Annotated in this window: 12 protein-coding genes; 3 read left to right on the top strand and 9 right to left on the bottom strand. The window is 59.3% G+C overall.

Translation table 11 applies throughout. The features are described from left to right. Positions 1 to 137: 137 nt before the first annotated feature. Entirely contained in the window at positions 138 to 1,142 is a 1,005-nt protein-coding gene (locus LAP85_11415; GenBank protein MBZ5497001.1) for an exo-alpha-sialidase, read from the bottom strand. 709 nt (positions 1,143 to 1,851) lie between these two features. Between LAP85_11415 and LAP85_11420 the strand changes: the two genes are divergently transcribed. The 3 genes from LAP85_11420 to mraZ all read left to right on the top strand — a co-directional run bounded on the left by LAP85_11420 (position 1,852) and on the right by mraZ (position 3,777). After that, on the top strand, positions 1,852 to 2,430 hold the full coding sequence (locus LAP85_11420; protein ID MBZ5497002.1) for a peptidylprolyl isomerase: 579 nt from the start codon (positions 1,852 to 1,854) through the stop codon (positions 2,428 to 2,430). 342 nt (positions 2,431 to 2,772) lie between these two features. After that, positions 2,773 to 3,216 carry a response regulator gene (locus LAP85_11425; GenBank protein MBZ5497003.1) on the top strand — a complete coding sequence of 148 codons (444 nt, stop codon included), beginning with the start codon at positions 2,773 to 2,775 and terminating at the stop codon, positions 3,214 to 3,216. A gap of 111 nt (positions 3,217 to 3,327) precedes the next feature. Then, positions 3,328 to 3,777: a division/cell wall cluster transcriptional repressor MraZ gene (gene mraZ, locus LAP85_11430; GenBank protein MBZ5497004.1), complete on the top strand. Its 450-nt coding sequence runs from the start codon at positions 3,328 to 3,330 to the stop codon at positions 3,775 to 3,777. A gap of 510 nt (positions 3,778 to 4,287) precedes the next feature. Here mraZ and LAP85_11435 read toward each other — a convergent pair. The 8 genes from LAP85_11435 to bamD form a co-directional block, all read right to left on the bottom strand. Continuing rightward, on the bottom strand, positions 4,288 to 6,183 hold the full coding sequence (locus LAP85_11435) for a CocE/NonD family hydrolase (GenBank protein MBZ5497005.1): 1,896 nt from the start codon (positions 6,181 to 6,183) through the stop codon (positions 4,288 to 4,290). 146 nt (positions 6,184 to 6,329) lie between these two features. Further along, positions 6,330 to 8,876, bottom strand: a complete 2,547-nt coding sequence (gene hrpB / locus LAP85_11440) for an ATP-dependent helicase HrpB (protein MBZ5497006.1) — start codon at positions 8,874 to 8,876, stop codon at positions 6,330 to 6,332. A gap of 319 nt (positions 8,877 to 9,195) precedes the next feature. Beyond that, the gene (locus LAP85_11445; GenBank protein MBZ5497007.1) at positions 9,196 to 9,537 is read right to left on the bottom strand and encodes a Rho termination factor N-terminal domain-containing protein; all 342 of its coding nucleotides are present in this window, start codon (positions 9,535 to 9,537) and stop codon (positions 9,196 to 9,198) included. 25 nt (positions 9,538 to 9,562) lie between these two features. Further along, the gene (locus tag LAP85_11450) at positions 9,563 to 10,786 is read right to left on the bottom strand and encodes a M20/M25/M40 family metallo-hydrolase (GenBank protein ID MBZ5497008.1); all 1,224 of its coding nucleotides are present in this window, start codon (positions 10,784 to 10,786) and stop codon (positions 9,563 to 9,565) included. A gap of 806 nt (positions 10,787 to 11,592) precedes the next feature. Continuing rightward, positions 11,593 to 12,225 carry a corrinoid protein gene (locus tag LAP85_11455; protein ID MBZ5497009.1) on the bottom strand — a complete coding sequence of 211 codons (633 nt, stop codon included), beginning with the start codon at positions 12,223 to 12,225 and terminating at the stop codon, positions 11,593 to 11,595. 26 nt (positions 12,226 to 12,251) lie between these two features. After that, a complete protein-coding gene (locus LAP85_11460) occupies positions 12,252 to 14,288 on the bottom strand; it encodes a dipeptidyl peptidase 3 (protein MBZ5497010.1) in 2,037 nt (678 codons plus the stop codon). A gap of 119 nt (positions 14,289 to 14,407) precedes the next feature. After that, positions 14,408 to 16,450 (bottom strand): hypothetical protein, encoded by a 2,043-nt coding sequence (locus LAP85_11465; GenBank protein ID MBZ5497011.1) that lies wholly within the window; start codon positions 16,448 to 16,450, stop codon positions 14,408 to 14,410. A gap of 103 nt (positions 16,451 to 16,553) precedes the next feature. Then, complete coding sequence (gene bamD, locus LAP85_11470; GenBank protein ID MBZ5497012.1) at positions 16,554 to 17,138, bottom strand: outer membrane protein assembly factor BamD; 585 nt, start codon at positions 17,136 to 17,138, stop codon at positions 16,554 to 16,556. Positions 17,139 to 17,639: the final 501 nt, after the last annotated feature.

Genomic DNA, 17,639 nt, shown 5'->3' on the forward strand with positions numbered 1-17,639 from the left:
GCAAATCCTCCTCCTGAAGGGGTAATGTGCGTGAATGGCGCCAAGTATACGTGGGCGCTCCACCCTTCACAACAGCGAATCACAACAGATGCGGCTATGCCGTGCCGTATGTTACGTGGTCATCCTCCCCGGGCGGATTATCGAGAAATGTCCGGAAGCGGAATCATTACATGCCGGATCCGTTTACGGTTCCATGTGTAGGTGATGTGCAGGTCGCCGCGTCGGGCTTGAATGATCGCGGGGTAAGAGTATTCACCGGGCTGGTCCTCCAAAGTGTAGAACATCTGGAAGCGTTCTCCGTCCTTGCTGACGGCCAGATTCAGAGGGGTGCGCTCCCTGCTGGAGTGATTGTAGACCAGGACCACCCTCCCGTCCCGCAGTGTCACTGCGTCGATAGCGGAATTGGGATTGGGTAAATCGATGGGCCGGGCTTGCGTCCAAGTCACGCCTGCGTCAGTGGAATCAGCAACGCAGATCTTGCCGATGCGTGCCGTGGAGCGTGCATAAAACCGCAGCCGCTTGCCGCCCAGAGGGACTACCGACGGCTGAATGATGCCGTCCGGAAGCTGTGGCTCAGCCGTGCCCGAAACCGCAGGCACGGCATTGCCCCATTCGCCCGACCGCTCGGAATCTTTAGGAACCGTGATGGGACCGAACTTCGTCCAGGTCTTGCCACCGTCGGTGCTGCGTTCAATCCAGCAGGACCACGCCTGGTAACTTTCCACGGAGGTTCCGCTGACGATGGTTCCGTCTGACAGGACCAGCGGCTTGGCTCGAATCGGGCCGTACAGCCCGGCCGGGAGATACTCTACAGCCGACCAGCTCCGGCCGTCGTCGGCGCTCCAGCGCCGCGCTGCGGTCCAGGCAGTAGGGCCGGGGCCAAACTTGAAGTAAAGCCACAGGCGTTCATCTGCGGTGAAGAACAACACGGGGTTGTAGGTAGCGATATTCGGCTCGCGCGCCAGTTCGCAGGGCGTGGACCACTCCTTGCCGGCAAGGCGGGCACCCCAGATGGCGACATCCGGCCTGCTCTCAGCTGATCCGCCGAACCACGCCGCCATGAAGTCCCCGTTGCGCAGTTCCACGATGGTGGAGGCATGACAGGATGCAAACGGCGCTGAGATGAAAATAAATTCGCCCATGGGCTCCTTTCTTGACCGGGGAACAGTGGATTGCCGGGGTGCTACCAGGGCCACGCCCGATCCAAGGTAGAAGAGAATGCAGGCCATGGGCAGGATGACAGGAAGCGGCCCGGTCCAGACCTTGGATGAGTTCCTCATTTCCTACCTCACGCGGATTGAATCATCGTATTCCCAAAACGGTTTGTGCGGGAAACGAAATCCTGAAATTCTTGAGATTCGTCATCGAGGAAGCAACACAAAGACTCCAGGACTCAAAGACCCTAAGAACAGATGGTTTTCCTTGGAGTCTTTGAGTCCTGGAGTCTTTGTGGATAAAATTACGCCCTTATCCAATGGGGGCGGCGGGTCTTTAACCCGGATTATTCATGAATGTGCGACCAAAATGCAGTTTTGGACGCGGAAAAACGCTGACCGACGCTGACCGTCCAATTTTGTTGTTTTTCAAGGGCGTGCGGTTCTGCTTCATGAATAAATCAGGTTAAGACCGCCATCGGGCGCGGCTGCGAATGGTGGTATACTGCGCGCGGAGTTTCGACGCATGCCGCATCGCATGGGCGGACTCTACAAGCCACGAACCCTCTGAAGAAAAGGAGAATGATCGATGCGTTTGATGACAAAGGGTCTTGTAACAGTTCTGGTACTGCTTTGTGCCGTTGCGTTGGGACTCGCATTTCAACAGGCCGGGGCGCAAGCGAACAAGGAGAAGCTCATGAATCCCGCATCACTGACAGAAAAGGCGCCGGACGTCTTTCAGGCCAAGTTTGAAACTACGAAAGGTGCTTTTGTTATTGAAGTGACCCGAGCCTGGGCACCGTCCGGAGCCGACCGTTTCTACAACCTGGTCAAGAACGGCTACTACGACAATTGCCGCTTTTTCCGCGTCCTCTCCGGTTTCATGGCACAATTTGGCATCAATGGTGATCCGAAGCTCAACGCGGTCTGGAATCGGGCAAATATCAAGGACGATCCGGTCAAACAATCCAACAAGCGCGGGTACGTCACCTATGCCCAAGCTCCCGTGCCGGACTCGCGCAGTAATCAGGTTTTTATCAATTTTAAGGACAATTCATTTCTTGATACGCAGCGCTTCGCGCCATTTGGAAAGGTGCTCGCCGACGGCATGAAAGTCGTGGATTCTCTTTACGCCGCATATGGAGAAGGGCCGCCCGACGGCGTCGGACCGGATCAGGGCCGCATCCAGATGGAAGGCAATGCCTATCTAGAGAAGAGTTTCCCTAAGCTCGACTACGTCAAGTCGGCAGTCATCGTCAGCACACCGGCAAAATAGCTGTATCTATTTCTAGCGCGGTTGAACATCGGCACGGGCGTCCTGCCTGCAGCGGTAGCCGCAGCCAGAATGCCCGTGCTGCAGCCAAGCTCGCGGCGATTTATCCGCTCCCGGAATGCCCTTCGACGACGCTTGTCAGCTGTCAAGAGTCCAGACCTCATATTATTCACATAATTCACATATTTCATTAATTTCTCTTGACACCTAAGGGATCGCATGGTATCTGATGGGCGACGAAGTGGGGAAAAGTGGTAATTAGAGGAAAATAGTGCTAATCAATGCCACCCAACTCACCGATCAGTGGAAATATGAGGGGCCCAGGGAATGGACACCGGATTCTTGATGAGATACAGACGCCGTATGGACGCGCGGTTGTGCCTCGATGCCCGCAGAGGATTCGTGAGCATGAAAAATATCCTGATTGTGGATGATGAGTCCTGTGTCCGCGAGTTGTGCGTTGAGTTTCTGAGCATGGCAGGCTATGAGGTCGATGCCAGCGCCTCCGGAGAGGAGGCGCTCAAAGCCCTGGCGCAGAGGTCCTACGACCTTCTGATTCTTGACCTGCGCATGAAGGGCATGAACGGGCTGACGACTTTCAACCGGGCCAAGACGCTGGCGCCGGAAACCAGGGCGGTCGTGGTCTCCGGATCCGTGGATGAGTTTGAATCTGAATTATTAGATGCGCGCCGCGACGGTCTGTGGGGCATCCTGCCCAAACCCTTCGATTTGCAGGACCTTTCAGCTCTCGTCGAGTCGGCTTGCCACGGACAGATACAGACGGCCTGATTGGACAGGATGCAACGAACGGTGCGAACCGCGCCAGCCGGAAAGACCTCGACATGATTTGCGGTCTTCGTGGCTCCGGCGGTTTGATCTTCGATACCCGGCCGAGCGACTATGGTTGAAGGGTTCCTGGATTTTCACGGTTCCTTTTATCACACGGCTGACACCAAGGGCCGCGTCAGCCTGCCCGTTAAATTCCGCAGCATGATCGGCCAGCGGGTGGTAGTCACGCTGGGTTTCGACCCGTGTGTCTGGATTCTGCCCGAATCGAGCTGGGAAGCCTGGCTGAAGAAGGTCCGCTCCATGTCCCAGCTCGATCCGGCCGTGAGGAAGTTGACGAGACACATGGTGGGAAACGCCCAGGAGTGCGAGATCGACCGCCTCGGCCGGATTCACCTTTCCGCGCCGATCCGCGCCTATGCAGGCATTGAGAAGGATGTCGTGATCATGGGCATGATCGATGCGGTGGAAATCTGGGACAAAGACCGGTTCGAGCAGCGGCAAGCATCCGATCTCGCGGCCCTGAACAGCGGCGAACTCCTGAAATCGCCCCCGACGCCATAAACCTGATGAACCCACGAAATCCGCGAAACCTTGTCCGGGGATTTCGCCCAATTCGTCTCTTCTTTGCAGCTATGAATGATCATGAAATATAGTGACAACAATGGAAAATCCCAGCCCCGAAGGGGCGCCGCTGAGTAGACCCGGGCGTGAGCCCTTAAGCGCTAAGATAGGAATGATTTTGCCAATAAACGTGGACTTGGACCTAAACCTGGACCTAGACGTGGACCTTTTGAGTGGAGACAAACTCTTGCACGCCCAGCCTTTATCAGGCTACGGGTCGCTTCTTATCGCTTGCGGCGCAGCAGAGCGTCAAGGTCCATGTCCAAGTCCAAGTCCAAGTCCAGGTCGGGAAAGCGGGTTAAGTTAGCGCTTAAGGGCGTAAGCCCGGGGTTGAGAGCAGGAGAGATATGAGCCCTGAGAGGGCGGCACTCCTTCCATGGAATGCGTCACTATATTATCTGAGATTCAATAATTGCTCGCCCGTCCGGAAGCCGTTTTGGCCTGGGACGGCTACTTCCTGGACAGTCCGAACCTGACGTGCGACGGGTATTCCCGCGAGCTGTAGACTCGCTGCGTGGCTTTCTGGAAATCAGCCGCCTGGGCGCGGTAGACGTCGACGAACTTCTGCGGGTTGAGATCGATCATGGGAAACCAGGTGCTTTGCACCTGGACCATGATCCTGTGACCCTCTTTGAAGGTGTGAAAGACATCCTGCAGCTCGAACTCGATCTTGGTGACCTGCCCGGGCACGAAAGGCTCCGGTGCGGACAGACTGTTGCGGAATTTTCCGCGCAGAACGTCCCCCCGAACCATCATTTCATATCCCCCCAACCTCACATTGCGCGGATTGGGTTGCGGATCCGGAGTCCCATCAGGGAAGACATCGATGACTTTGGCGATCCAATCCGAATCGGTTCCCGAAGTGGAGACGAAGAAGCTGGCGCTGATAGGTCCAGCTATGGTAACGGCGCTCGCAAGCGGGTCGGTTCGGTACACCAGAACGTCGGGGCGGGTGGCGGCGAATCGCTGGTCCTGCAGCATGAAAGAGGGGTTGTACCAGTTGGTGATCTCAGATGTGTAAGGAACCGGTTTCGAAGGGTCGTTGACATACTCTCTATAGTCGGGAGCGGATCCTGCTGGCGGCTCCCAGGACAGGGAACCATCCGCCTGCAAGTAGAGATCCTTCGCCTGCAGGTCCTTCGGGGGCCAGCTGTCCAATGAACGCCATTGATTGGCTCCGGTCTCAAAAACGAAGGCTCCCGGTAGATCCAACTTGCCCTGATCCTTCAGGTAATAGTTGAAAAAGGGCACCTCCACCCGCTCCGTGTAGTAGTCCGCGGTCTTGGAGCCGAAGTCGATGTCGCCCAGCATCTGGCCGTCGCTCCTGCTCCATTCTCCATGGGACCACGGCCCCATGACCAGTGTGTCACGCGCGCCGGGATCCTGCTGCTTGATCGCCTCGTAGGTGTGCAGTGCGCCATAAAGGTTTTCAGTATCAAACCACCCTCCCACCACCATGACCGCCGGTTTGATGTTCCTGAAGTGGGGAAGGATGTTGCGCGCTTCCCAGAATGCGTCCCACGTGCCGTGCTCCATGATCTCATTCCAGAAGGTCACACCGTTTTTCAGGTATTTGACGTTCGCATTCGGCAGCGGGCCCATTTCCAGGAAGAACTCATACCCATCCGGAGTCTTGTGGTCAAACCTGGGGTCCGGTTCCATCTTTGGCGCAGGACGAGGCCAGCCGAAGCTGCTGAAGAAGTCAAAGGCGTGCGAGAGAAGAAAGGCGCCGTTGTGAAAGAAATCATCTCCCCCCATCCATTTGGAAACCGGAGCCTGCGGGGATGCCGCCTTCACTGCCGGGTGGGCGTCGATGACTCCCATGGATGAATAAAAGCCCGGATAGGAAATACCGCTGATTCCCACGCGGCCGTTGTTCAGCGGCACGTTTTTGACCAGCCAGTCGACGGTGTCGTAGGTGTCAGTGGTTTCGTCGACGTCGCGGTTGCTTGGCTTGGTCGGGAGGTAGGGGCGGACATTGACGTATTCCCCCTCGGACATATACCGGCCGCGCACGTCCTGGTAGACGAGGATGTAACCCTCGTGAAAGTATCGGGACCTTTGATTTCCGGGCTCATCTATATATTTATCCAGGCCATAGGGAGCGACGCTGTAAGGCGTGCGCATCATGATCATGGGGTATTGGTGGCGCTTGTCCTTTGGAACGTAAACCGCGGTAAAGAGCCGGACGCCGTCGCGCATCGGAATCCGGTACTCGTACTTGGTATAGTGCTGGCGGATGTATTGCGATTCTCCGGCCCCTGCCGGAACCGTGATCGTGAGAAACACGAGAGCAACCCAGCAGGCTGCCCCAAAAACTCTTGAGGATTGGAACCGTCTGAACATGCGAGATCTCCCTCCCCTATGATTCTCAGGATGGTACAACCCACTGCAGTCGAGCCCAAGTCAAACTTTTTCAGAAGACGGGGCCGGATCCGCCAAGATCAAGGAATCACCCCTTTTTTTGATTTCTGCAGATCCGAATCCTGACATTATTCGGGCCAGAAGTGTTTGGGGTAACGGCGCTGCAGTTGGCGGCGCAGGACCGGGTAGTGGCGTGCCCAGAAGCCAGGCAGGTCCTGTGTTACCTGCACCGGGCGCCGGTTGGGGGCAAGCAGGTGAACCGTCAAGGGAACGCGTCCCGCGCAGATGGCCGGGGTCGACTTCATGCCGACGAAATCCTGCAGAGCCGACTCGATCCATGGTATCCCGCCCGGCTCGTAGTGCACTGGGACCTTGCGGCCGCCCGGCAGCGTGATGCGTTCCGGCGTTTCCCGCACGAGCAAATCCCTCTGCCTCGATGTCAGCTGCCCGAGCAGAGCATCGATTATGGAGGCCTGGGCAAGCTCCGCCAGGCTGCGCCTGCCGGCGCAGCATTCCCGGCAGGCGGTGCTGAGCTGAACCTCATCCAGGGCGTGCAGGCTGGAGGCGGGGAAGTGCAGGGCAAGGAGTGCGATGCGAGCCTGCAGCGCAGCGGCGCGCTCGCCGTCGCCGAAAAGCGCCAGGCCTCGCGCCAGCGCGTTATCGAGGAGCATTTGCGATGCCTGCTCGGACGACGGCGCCGGTCGCACGGTCTCTTCGAGCGCAAGTTCCCCGTACAGTGTCCGGCTTAGCTCGTCAACTCTGCCCCCGTGCTGATTCCAGGTCAAAGAGCGCTGCCGGCTGATTTCGTCCGGAAAAAGCACGGCGAGCCACTCGGGTTCCACCGCCGACGCCAGCCGTATGATCACGCCGGAGCTGTCGCGCGAGCCTTTCCTGCCCGTTCTTTCTTCAGCGTCCACGGCGACGATGAGCGGCGCCTGGTGGACGACACTGGTGTCGGCCAGCCGGCCGGAGCCCCCGGCCGCGAGCAGGAACTCCCGCGCCGCGGGAGCGCGCCGCCTGGCGACGCGATCGGGGAATGCAGCCAGAATGCCGATCATGAGGGCTTCTTCGGCATCATGCGCGGGTGCGGCGCTACCGGCACGGCCGGCAAACCGGCAGAGCTGCCTGCGTGTGCGATCCACCGCTTCGGCCGCGCGTGCATCCAATTCCAGGGTACTCAGGCACCCGGGCTCAAAGCGCGCCTCCTCTGCCTCTCGGAAGCGTTCGCACAGTTCAAGCAGATCCGAAGGTCCAGTGGTACGAGCCGGCCTCGAGGGCGCGGTGCGGATGAAGTTACTCCGCTCATTGAGGCGGATATCCCGTTCTGTGAGCAGAGCGGCCAGCAGGCAGCTTTCTTCCCTCACGCCGCGCCGCTCTCCTTCAACGATAAGTCGTGCCAGGCGCGGGTGAAGCGGGAAACGCAGCATCTGCCTGCCTGCCGCCGTCAGAGTGCCGCCGGCTTCGAGTGCGCCGAGCCGCACAAGCAGATCTTCAGCTGCCCGCAGAGCCGTCTCCGCCGGTGGCTCAAACCAGGAGAGGGAACGGATGTCGCGAATGCCAGCGCCGTGCAGCGTCAGGACGGACTCTGCCAGATCGGCGCGCTTGATCTCGGGCAGGTCGCGTTCGGGGCGGCACTCGAAATCATGACGCGTGTAGAGGCGCAAGACCCGGCCGTTCTGCGTTCTGCCTGCCCGGCCGGCCCTCTGGATGGCCGAGGATTTGCTCACCTTGCTGAGGGAGAGCACCGGCAGGCCGCTCCACGCCGAGTACCCTGCCACCCGGGCGAGCCCGGAATCGATTACGGCGGCGATTCCCGGGATCGTTACCGAGGTCTCCGCGACATTGGTGGCGAGAATAAGTTTTCGCTGCGGGGCGGGCTGTACCGCACGGGATTGGGCAGCGGCGGGAAGATCCCCGTGGAGGGGAAGAACCAGCAAATCCGACCTGGCAGCGCAGCGTCCGCATGCTTCGGCTGCCAGGCGAATCTCCGCCGCACCCGGCAGGAAGACCAGGACATCGCCGGCGAGGCTTTCTTTGAGCAGCTTGGACGCCGCTTCTGCGACTTTCTCGTGCAACGCTTGTTGGCGCTCACGCTCTTCATACTCCAAGGTCACATCGAAGCGTGTGCCCTCGGATGTGAGGACCGGCACCCCCCCGAGAAAGTCGGCGATCGGCGCGGCATCGAGCGTGGCTGACATGACGAGGAGCTTCAGATCCGGGCGGCTTCCGCCCTGGAGCCGTCGCAGAAACGCGAGGGCAAGATCGGTGGTAAGGTGGCGTTCATGAAACTCGTCGACTATGACGACGGATACGCCCGTCAGAAGAGGATCCTGCACGATCCGGCGGGTGAGAATTCCCTCGGTGAGGAAGCGGATGCGGGTCCTGGGGCCGGCGACGTTCTCAAACCGGATGGAAAAGCCGACGGTCTCGCCCAACCGTTCTCCAAACTCGGTCGCGACGCGCGCTGCAGCCAGCCGGGCGGCAAGGCGCCTCGGCTCCAGGATCAGAATCTCCCCGGCGTCTGCGAATCCCGCGTCGTGCAGCGCGCGCGGCACCCGCGTGGTTTTGCCCGCCCCGGGCGGAGCGCACACAATCAGACCGCCGGAGGACCTCAGCACCGCCACAATATCGGGCAGTGCCCCATCAATGGGTAACGCTTCCAGCCCGGGATTCATGCAGGGGAATCATACTATCAACAGCAGCCGGCCACGAATGAATTGGATGTGCCTGGTTGCGTCGGGAAAATCTCAACGTAGTCTCTCATGCGCCGGCGCGCACCCCGGGACGCATGAAAATAGGGGCGATGTTGGGAGACATGGGGAGGGTCGCGTCTGGCAGCCGCAACCCACGTCGTGGGCGCGGGCAGCCCGACCGCGCTCGGCAGAGTCAACTTTCGGAGCAGAGGGCGCAGAAAACGCGGAGAGCGGGTATCGACTGGCCGTATTTGCGCCCTCAGCGTCCTCTGCGCTGAAATATTCTGTTTCGGCTGTACCGCTATTTGGGAGCGATTGCTGCGGCCTTGCGCAACAATCTCCTCAGTTCGTGCATCTGGTGCCTGAGGGTCTTGAGTTGTGCGTGATCGTGGGCTTCCAGTGCTGCGTCCCGTTTCTTTTTCAGCTCTTTCATCTGCGACTTGACTTTCCCCTTGTCAAGAGCCGTTGCCTTGACTTTCTTGTGCACATGCATATCGATGTTGAGAGCCTTGCACAGGGCGGCCAGCAGATGCTCCTTGTTCAACTGGGTGTAACCCTGCACTGCTTCGTGCTTGATTTCCGCGGCAATCTCACGAAGTTCCGCAACCGTCTTTTCCTTGAGTTGTTCATAGGTAAAAGCCATGACCCGGTCTCTCCTTTCCGACGCGCTATTGCGGTCCTCCTCCGCTGCGTCCGCCGCGACCGCCCTGGGCCGAGGGCGGCTTGCGGGGCAGCAGCTCATCGCGATTGGCTGCCAGATAGGCAAATCCCGCGACGATGGTCGCCATTTGCATATTGTCGCGCGGCTGCAGACGCTCGTAGGTATCCATGTTGGTGTGATGAACGACCGTGTTGTACTCGATCTCATCCTGAATGAACTGGAAGCCCGGCAGGCCCACGCCGTCAAAATTGGTGTGGTCTGTGCCGCCTGTGTTCCGGGTGGTGATCGTCGTCATTCCCAGGCTGCGGAACGGTTCGATCCACTCGCGGAAGATCGGAACCACGGTTTCGTTGCCCTGAGTGTAGATGCCGCGAAGAGCGCCGGTGCCGTTATCAATGTTGAAATAGACCGAGAACTTCGCGTATTCAGGTTTCAGCTCGAGCGGGCCCTGGGCCCCACCACGGCCGCCGCCACCGCGGCCACCGCCCGCGGGCGCTGCGGCGCCTGCCGGTGCAGGTTGCCTGCTGGCATAGTGAGCCGACACGTACTCGCGGGAGCCGATCAGGCCCTGTTCCTCGGCTTCCCAGAGTCCTATACGCACGGTGCGGCGCAGCTTGACTCCCGTCGCCTTGAGAATGCGCATGGCCTCCATCATGGCCGCCGAGCCGTTGCCGTCGTCGGCCGCGCCGGTCGCGGCGTGCCAGGTATCGAAATGCGCGCCGAGCAGGACGATCTCATCGGCCTTGTCGGTACCCGGGATTTCGCCCACGACGTTGAACAGCGGCGGGTCGGGATAGAACGTGTTCCTGATGTCGGCCTCGATGGTGACCGGCATGTCTTTGGCCAGCGTTCGGGCGATGCGTCCATACTGCTCGGCGGCGATCACTATCGCCGGCAGGGTGGTTGCCGGATCGTTCGTCCGGGTGCCGCTGATCGTGTACATGCCGTGGCCGCGCGGTGCCGTCGAAATCGTTCCGAGCACTCCCTCCGTGCGGAAGAAATCGTTGCGAACGTTGCCGGCGCCGAATCCTCCCCTGCCGCCTGCGGCCGGCTGTTGCGGAGCACCTGCGGGCGGGGCGCCGGCGCGTTGTCCCTGTTGTGCTGCCGGCTGGCCGGCAGGGGGAGTGGCGGGTCCGCCCTGTCGCGCCGGGGTCGCCTGCGCGGGGGCACCCTGCCGTGCGGCACCGGGCGGCGGAACGCCAAACTCGGGTTGGGTCGGCGGCCCCTCCATGGCCGCAAGTTGATCCGGCGTGAAGCGCTTCGCCGGCGGATCCCACATCGCCGGAACGTCCGGGGCCGGCTGCGTCATGACCCATTTGCCCTTGAGCTTGCCCTTGTATGGAGCCAGGTCATCCGCAGTCGTGGCCGTCACGAGCACGACCTCGCCGCTGACCAGCCCGTTGGTACCGGGCGTCCATGCGGTCGGCGTGCCCGGGATCGGAAACTTCTCGGGCGATATGGCCTGCATGTAGAACTTGTCGTTCGTCCATCCGCGGTCAAACGAATTGCGATTGATCCAGGGCTCCATCTTGACGTTCACCAGGCCCCATTCTTTCATCTTGCCCATGGCCCACTCCGCGGCCTTCACGATCGTGGGGGAGCCCGTCAGGCGCGGGGCATAGACGTCGGAGAGCCAGCTGTTCAGCTCCATTACCTGCGAGCGCTGCATGCCTTCCGCCTTGATCTTGTTGATGTCATCGTAATTGATGTTTTCGTTGGTGGCCAAAAGCGGCAGGGCCAACAGGAGCGCCGCTGACGCCAGCACGCAAAGACGCTTTGTTCTCATTGACTCATCTCCTCCCGGGGCGGACAGGGAAAGGGTCCGATTCCCGGAAAATCACCTCAGGACTGTGCCGGGAATCCAATTCTGATTCCTGGCGTTTCTATCACGGAGGCTCCAGGGGGGCAAGCGAATTTCGGCAGCCGGGGCGGGCATCGAGTGAATTGAACTGCAAGACGCAGGCAAACGATTCCGTGGGTTTCGTGGTTCTTGTTTTGGCCGCGGCCATGCCGATCCACGCGCGTCACTGTCCGATTTCACTTCGCTACGAGTCTGCGGGCAACCGCGACAGCAACGCTGGCGTTTTCCGCATATCCGTCGGCTCCGATCTGCTCGGCGAACTGCGTAGTGACCGGGGCGCCGCCGATCATGATCTTCACTTTGTCCCGGATCCCGGCCTGCTTGAGAGCATCGACCGTGCTCTTCATGCCGGGCATGGTGGTCGTAAGCAGAGCAGAAAGGCCGACGATGTTGGCACCGGTGGCGTTTACGGCCTCGACGAACCTCTCGGGTGCCACGTCAGCGCCAAGATCCACCACCTCGAACCCGCCCCCTTCGAGAAGCGATGCGACGAGGTTCTTCCCGATATCGTGGAGGTCGCCTCGGACTGTGCCGATGACCACCTTTCCGGCTGCCTGCGCGCCTGCGGCGGCCAGCAAGGGGCGCAAGGGATCCAGAGCCGCCTTCATGGCACGGGCCGAGAGCAGCAGTTCGGGGACGTAGTATTCCTCGCATTCGAACTTGCGCCCCACTTCGCCCATGGCCGGCACCATGTACCGGGAGATGATGTCCATGGGAGGGACTCCGCCCCCCAGGGCTTCGTGAGTGATCGTCGCCGCGGTTTTTGCATCACCTGTGAGGATCGCGTCGTAGAGTCGCTGCAAGTTCACGGTCCTGCTCCTTTAGCCGCCAGGGCTCATTTGCGTTCCAATGCACGATCGTACATGGCGGCGTAGTTCAGATACTGATTCACTGCATTGCGCGGATACCTGATCTGCACCTTGGTCACCCGGCCGCCGGCGTCTATTTCCGCAGTAAGCTCGGGGTTGATGCCGGCCCAGTAGGTAGGCAAGTCTAGCTTCTTGAACCGGGCCACAACCTGATCGCGCAACGCCGGATTGAAATGCACCCCATATTTGTCCACGAGTGCCTTGATGGCGCTGTAATCGCCTTCAGCCTTGATGCGCATGAGCTCGGCCAACAGCCTTCCCACTCCCTCGCGCATCTTTTGATAGTCCTTTACTTGCACGTAGGTCTTGCCGTTGCGGTCGATCATTGCGATGGCGCCGGTCTTGTCCATGATGTAGTTGGCGATCAGGGCGCGGTCGCGCTGATGGTCTTCTTCGATGGTAGCCCCGCGCGGAATCCGCCGGAGTTGCGTGAGAACAACGAGGGCTGCGGTGTCGTACATCGACCTGGCTTCCTCTTCCTGGTTTGGGACCAGCCCCAGATCCTTCAGTTTCGGATCCCAGGCGTTCCAGAGCGCCATCAGGTCGGCGCGCGCCTCCTCCAGGGTGGAGAAGTATTCCTTCAGGTAAGGCTCGGAGCCGCCCTTCAGGCGGTCGCTCAGCTTGCCCGAGCCGTGACCGATCACTTCGTGCATCGCAGTCATCAGGTCATCCGCCTGATCACCGTACTTTTTTGCGCGCTCAATGACCTCGGGGCCGGACCCGAATTCTTCAATCGATTTGGAACCGGCGGCATCGTTCAGCGCGCGGCTCGAAGCGGTGAACAGGAAGTTCTTGGTGCCGTACTTCTCGTGAATTTCGTTCTCGTTGGGGAGGTTGTCGCCAATGGTGCTGACCTGGAAATCACCCGTTTCGATCAGCGTCTCGACTGCCTTCACCACCGGGGCCTTGAATGCCTGTTTCTTGTATTTTGCGTCCCAAGGCGCCTTCTCTTCGAAATACGCGGCATTCTGCGCCAGTTTCGCCATTGCATCCGACACCGGCTTGTCGGTGATGGAGACGAAGCTCTGCGAGCTCCCCTTCATGCCGTTGGCGTCGCGATAGATCTCGATGAAGCCGTTGGCAAAATCTACAGTCGCGTTGTTCTGAACCCATGCCGAACCGAATTTCAGCCAGTCGTTGAAGTCGCCGGTTTGATAAAATCGGATCAAAGCGGAAATCACAATGGCCTGCTGCAGATCGGCCGCCGCACGCGCTTTTTCCAGGCAGGCGATCGCTTTCTTCAGATAGGTCGCGTACAGGCCGGGAAGTATCTTCCCGTCCGGAGTGCCCGCGCGGTAGACCTCCTCGCGCAGCTTGCCGTCGGGACCTTTAATCACGCGCGAATTTAATGGGTGCTGGCCGTGGAAATCCTTCAAGTCGGCCAGCGTGACCCCCTGGTAGAAGGTGTTCGAACCGGCCTGGATGATGTCTTTGCCCCCCTGCGGGCTTTTTGCGGTAATCATCGGCTCGAAATTGGCGTCGAAGAAGGCAGGCCTGAGCTGTTCGAGTTCCCGATCCAGCACGGCGGGTGTCGGCAGCGGCGGCAGGTCGGCATAGGAAGTCTTCAGAGCGCCGTTCTTCTGCGCCGTAAGCGCGGCCTGCCGCAGTTCATCGAACGTAAACGCCGGCAGGAATTTTTGCGCGGTCATCTCGTTGTGGTTGCCGCGGTTGGCCCAGAAGAGCTTGGCGAAGTCGGTGATCCTGCCCATCACCTTGGGATCGATACTTTGGGGATGGCCGACGATTTCCTCGAGCAGGCGCTTCTGCTGCAATCCAAAACGCGACAGTTGATCATAGATGATCGGATCGATGGCGATCGACGCCTGGGTCAGCCAGTAGGCCAACTGCTGCTGGCGCGGTTCCAGCGCTCTAAAGCTCTCAGCCTGCAGATGGATGAAGCCGGTGTCGCCGACGCGATCGACAAGAATTGGATTTTTCTCCTGCGGCACAGCCTGCACCAGCAGAAACAATATCGCGACCGACAGCAAAACTGCACTTTTCATAACACCTCTCTCGTTTCAAGACGGACAGGATTGAAATATACCCCAGTAACCACTCTGCAGGATACCCGATCCTGACAGGTCTCATCGCAGCCGGCTGAAGTGTTTGGCGGGCGCTTGGGTCAGGGAGATGCTGTGTGCCGGGCAAGATAGGATGCCAGCCCATCCCTTTCCAGGATCTGCTGTGCCTCCTCCCAACTCACGCGGCCCTGTCGCTTCAGCGCCTCAACGATCCGGATAATGCTCAGTGCCACTTCCGCCGTTTGCCCCATCCCGCGAGATTTGACGAAATCGACGGCATCCATCAACACTGCGTTTGCTTCCGCAAACGTGATCGTTGAGTCGGCTCCCTGCCCGACGCTCCACGCAGGCCCGCGTAGGATGTCATTGACATGCGAGAGAATCAGATAGGTAGCCCTGCCGATGAGCTTGAGGTTGCTCGGGCTGACGCTGGTCATGGTGTTTCCAATGACGCGGCCCAGCGAGGCCATGATTGCAGTGGAATGGGCGTTGAGAAGGATCTTCAGCGCAATCTGGCGGCGCAACCCGAGAGGGTCCGACGGAAAATCGAGTGCCAACGGCACCCAGACGTCCTCGGCTTTCATCAGAGGTTTGATTGAGTTGCCGAGCCTCTCCAGGTCGCGCGCCCCGGAGACGGTCAATGCGGCTATCGAACCGCCACGATCATGAAAAAGCCTGATGAAGGCCCGAAGGCCGGAATCGGGATCGTCAAGACTGCGCGTTTCGTCATCGATCAGGACCAGGACTCCCAAATCGCCACGCCCTGGACCTCTGCGTTCGATGTTGGCCATGGAAAAAGAGAAGTCGTATGAAAATTCCTGATCGTTGCCGGCGCTAGTAAGGCTGCGAAGGGCTGCCTCACGCAGGTAGGGGTCTGCAACGTGTGTTTCAAAGGCAGGCCCGTACAGGAGGGGATCGAGGCCGCGGAATGGGCGTCCCAAAAAGTTGCACCAGGCGGCATGGAGATCGGAGGCTTCCGTCCATACCTGCACCCAGCAGCGACGCTCCGGATCCTCGACTCTATCCAACGGATACAGACGGAATGTGGGGCTCCGCTCCGTACTGTCAATGAAGACCGTGATCAAGGCCCGGTTGGCCAGATAGGTGGAGAAATGATTTCCCCGGTATGTGCGAGTCTCGAGATCGGTGAATTGCGCCAGGCTGTTTGCACGGGACTCGACTGCGCTCCTGACGGTCTCGAAGTCCGCCAGCCGGACGCGCAGCTCGGATGCCGCGCCGAAATCCAAATCACCCATTTCATCCGGATCGAGACAACTCTCCAGGATCTGCGCAAGCGCCTGTTCGAGGATGGCTCCGAGTACAAAGGTTTCGATCGTGGTAGCCTGCATTCTTGTGGAACCGGTGATGCTCTGCGGGCCGGTAGTCAAGTCGATATGGGTGATTGCCGGATTGTTGAGCACGGAGGCGCTGCGATCGAAAGGGAGCAGAACATCGATGGGGTTGTTGCATACAAAATACAGGTGGTTTCGTGCCTCCTCGATCGTTATTCCCTCGATTGGGCCATACTGATCCAGCGCCGCGAGAATCGTGCCGATCACCGAGGAGGTCTCGCCCCCTTCGGTCACACAGATCACCACGTCCCCTCGCCGGATGCCGTGGTCCCGCAACTGCAGGCTGCCGATCAACTGCAGATCTTCGAAGCCCTCCAGAGAACTGACCAGGGCCCGGTCGCCACCTGTCATTTCGCCTATCAAAGTGTCTTCAATGCCGTCACCGACGCGGGAACGCAGCTTTTGCCACAAGGGATGCTCTTTCGTCCGTTTCCAGAACGGCCGCCAGAAAGTGCTCTCCACTTGTTTGGCCAGGCGGCCGGTCGCACCGCAGCCATACACATAGATCTTGTGGCCGTGTAAGACCGCCTTTGCGATGGCTTCTACGGCTTGCTCCAAAAGAGCCGGGTCAATCTCCAGTTGCCTGATTCGTTCGGAAACGTCCCGATCCACCGAAAAGAGCATGTGCAAACCCGCTACCGTATCCGACTGAAGTACAAAACTCAGGTTCCAGGTTTTCGGGTGCCGCTGCTCGGTTAGGAGGCTGAAGAGGTGAAATTGTTTCCTGTTTTCGACATAGTCGATCGACAAAGGGGCCGGCTCGAGTTCGAGAAGATCGAGGAGTTGCGACATTCGGGATGCTCCCGGACAACTAAACTAAAAATCCTCTCCGATGGAACACAAAAACAGATCAAATAAGTTTCAATTAGATGCGGCTCCGCTGGCAGAGATGCCCCTATCGCCTACCGGCAAGAAACTCCTGAACCTGTTCCAGCGAAGCGCGGGCTGCGGGGGCATAAGGACTGTCAGGCCATTGCGAAAGGAACATTTGCAGGTTCAAAATGGCATTATCCGCTGTCATCATCGTGTCTAATTCACTTAAGGCAAGCGTGCCTGCGGGCATGGCACCTGTGTCGTAAGTGGCAAACTCTGCGATCGGCCATCCTTTTTCGCTGGCAGAGAGACACATCAGCTCGATTTGGATCACAGCAACGTCTAACTGTGCTGCCTGGACCAGTTCTTCCAGGTTTTTGTCCGATTCATAGAGATGGCTGAACTTGCTGAATTGATCGGCGGCTATGCGTAGGTTCTCCAACCCACCTTCCCGATAATAGCCGAGCGCCAGGGCCCAATGCGCGAGAGCCACAGCCTGATCATCCGGGTATGTTTTGATCAGGATCTGAAGTGCGAGTCGGGCTTCCAGGAATTTGTGGCTTCGGATAGAGCTCAAACTACTCTCAAGCATTAATCTGGCTCTGGGATCAGAATTTGCAAGGATGCGCCGCAGAGAAGTTACCTTCTCCAAATCTGGTTCAGCCACCTCGATGGACCTGATCCTGGTGACCAGCAGGGAAGATTTCAGAGGCGAAGTGGTGAGCGCCGCATGGTCTTTGACTGCTACGGCTTGATGAGGCTGCTGAGACGAGATGTGCTTTCGCGCGGATCCAGTCAACAGGAAGGTGCATGCCAGAATCAGTCCAACCACAACCAGGGGAATGGCCATTCGCCAGCGCATACCTACTCCGTTGGTCGATCCTAGGTAGGATCCATGCTCTGATGCAACAGTTCAAGAGAAAAACATCCCCAGACCGATTAATCTCTGCTCCGTGCCATCGAATCCAGATTCGGCGCTGCCGTGAGCACTGCTCGCACTTTGCCAGGGTCTGGAACGTCAAGCGTTCGCGCGGTGATCCATTCACAGCGGGTTCGAATCCCGCTGGCGAATATGCCGGAGCGGTGCCGAACAAACGGCCGGGGGCAATCGAAGGGTGTTCCGCACACCCGGCCGGTGGGGGAATTCGGCACAGTTACCGCCGGCCCC

The organism is Terriglobia bacterium (assembly GCA_020072565.1).
Lineage (GTDB): Bacteria > Acidobacteriota > UBA6911 > UBA6911 > UBA6911 > JAFNAG01.

Excerpts from the sequence above, each read along its gene's own strand:
- LAP85_11450 (MBZ5497008.1), bottom strand. The coding sequence starts at position 10,786 with ATGGAGGGGCCGCCGACCCAACCCGAGTTTGGCGTTCCGCCGCCCGGT.
- LAP85_11420 (MBZ5497002.1), top strand. The coding sequence starts at position 1,852 with ATGAATCCCGCATCACTGACAGAAAAGGCGCCGGACGTCTTTCAGGCC.
- LAP85_11460 (MBZ5497010.1), bottom strand. The coding sequence starts at position 14,288 with ATGAAAAGTGCAGTTTTGCTGTCGGTCGCGATATTGTTTCTGCTGGTG.
- LAP85_11435 (MBZ5497005.1), bottom strand. The coding sequence starts at position 6,183 with ATGTTCAGACGGTTCCAATCCTCAAGAGTTTTTGGGGCAGCCTGCTGG.
- LAP85_11465 (MBZ5497011.1), bottom strand. The coding sequence starts at position 16,450 with ATGTCGCAACTCCTCGATCTTCTCGAACTCGAGCCGGCCCCTTTGTCG.
- LAP85_11425 (MBZ5497003.1), top strand. The coding sequence starts at position 2,773 with ATGAGATACAGACGCCGTATGGACGCGCGGTTGTGCCTCGATGCCCGC.
- LAP85_11445 (MBZ5497007.1), bottom strand. The coding sequence starts at position 9,537 with ATGGCTTTTACCTATGAACAACTCAAGGAAAAGACGGTTGCGGAACTT.
- mraZ (MBZ5497004.1), top strand. The coding sequence starts at position 3,328 with ATGGTTGAAGGGTTCCTGGATTTTCACGGTTCCTTTTATCACACGGCT.
- LAP85_11415 (MBZ5497001.1), bottom strand. The coding sequence starts at position 1,142 with ATGGGCGAATTTATTTTCATCTCAGCGCCGTTTGCATCCTGTCATGCC.
- hrpB (MBZ5497006.1), bottom strand. The coding sequence starts at position 8,876 with ATGAATCCCGGGCTGGAAGCGTTACCCATTGATGGGGCACTGCCCGAT.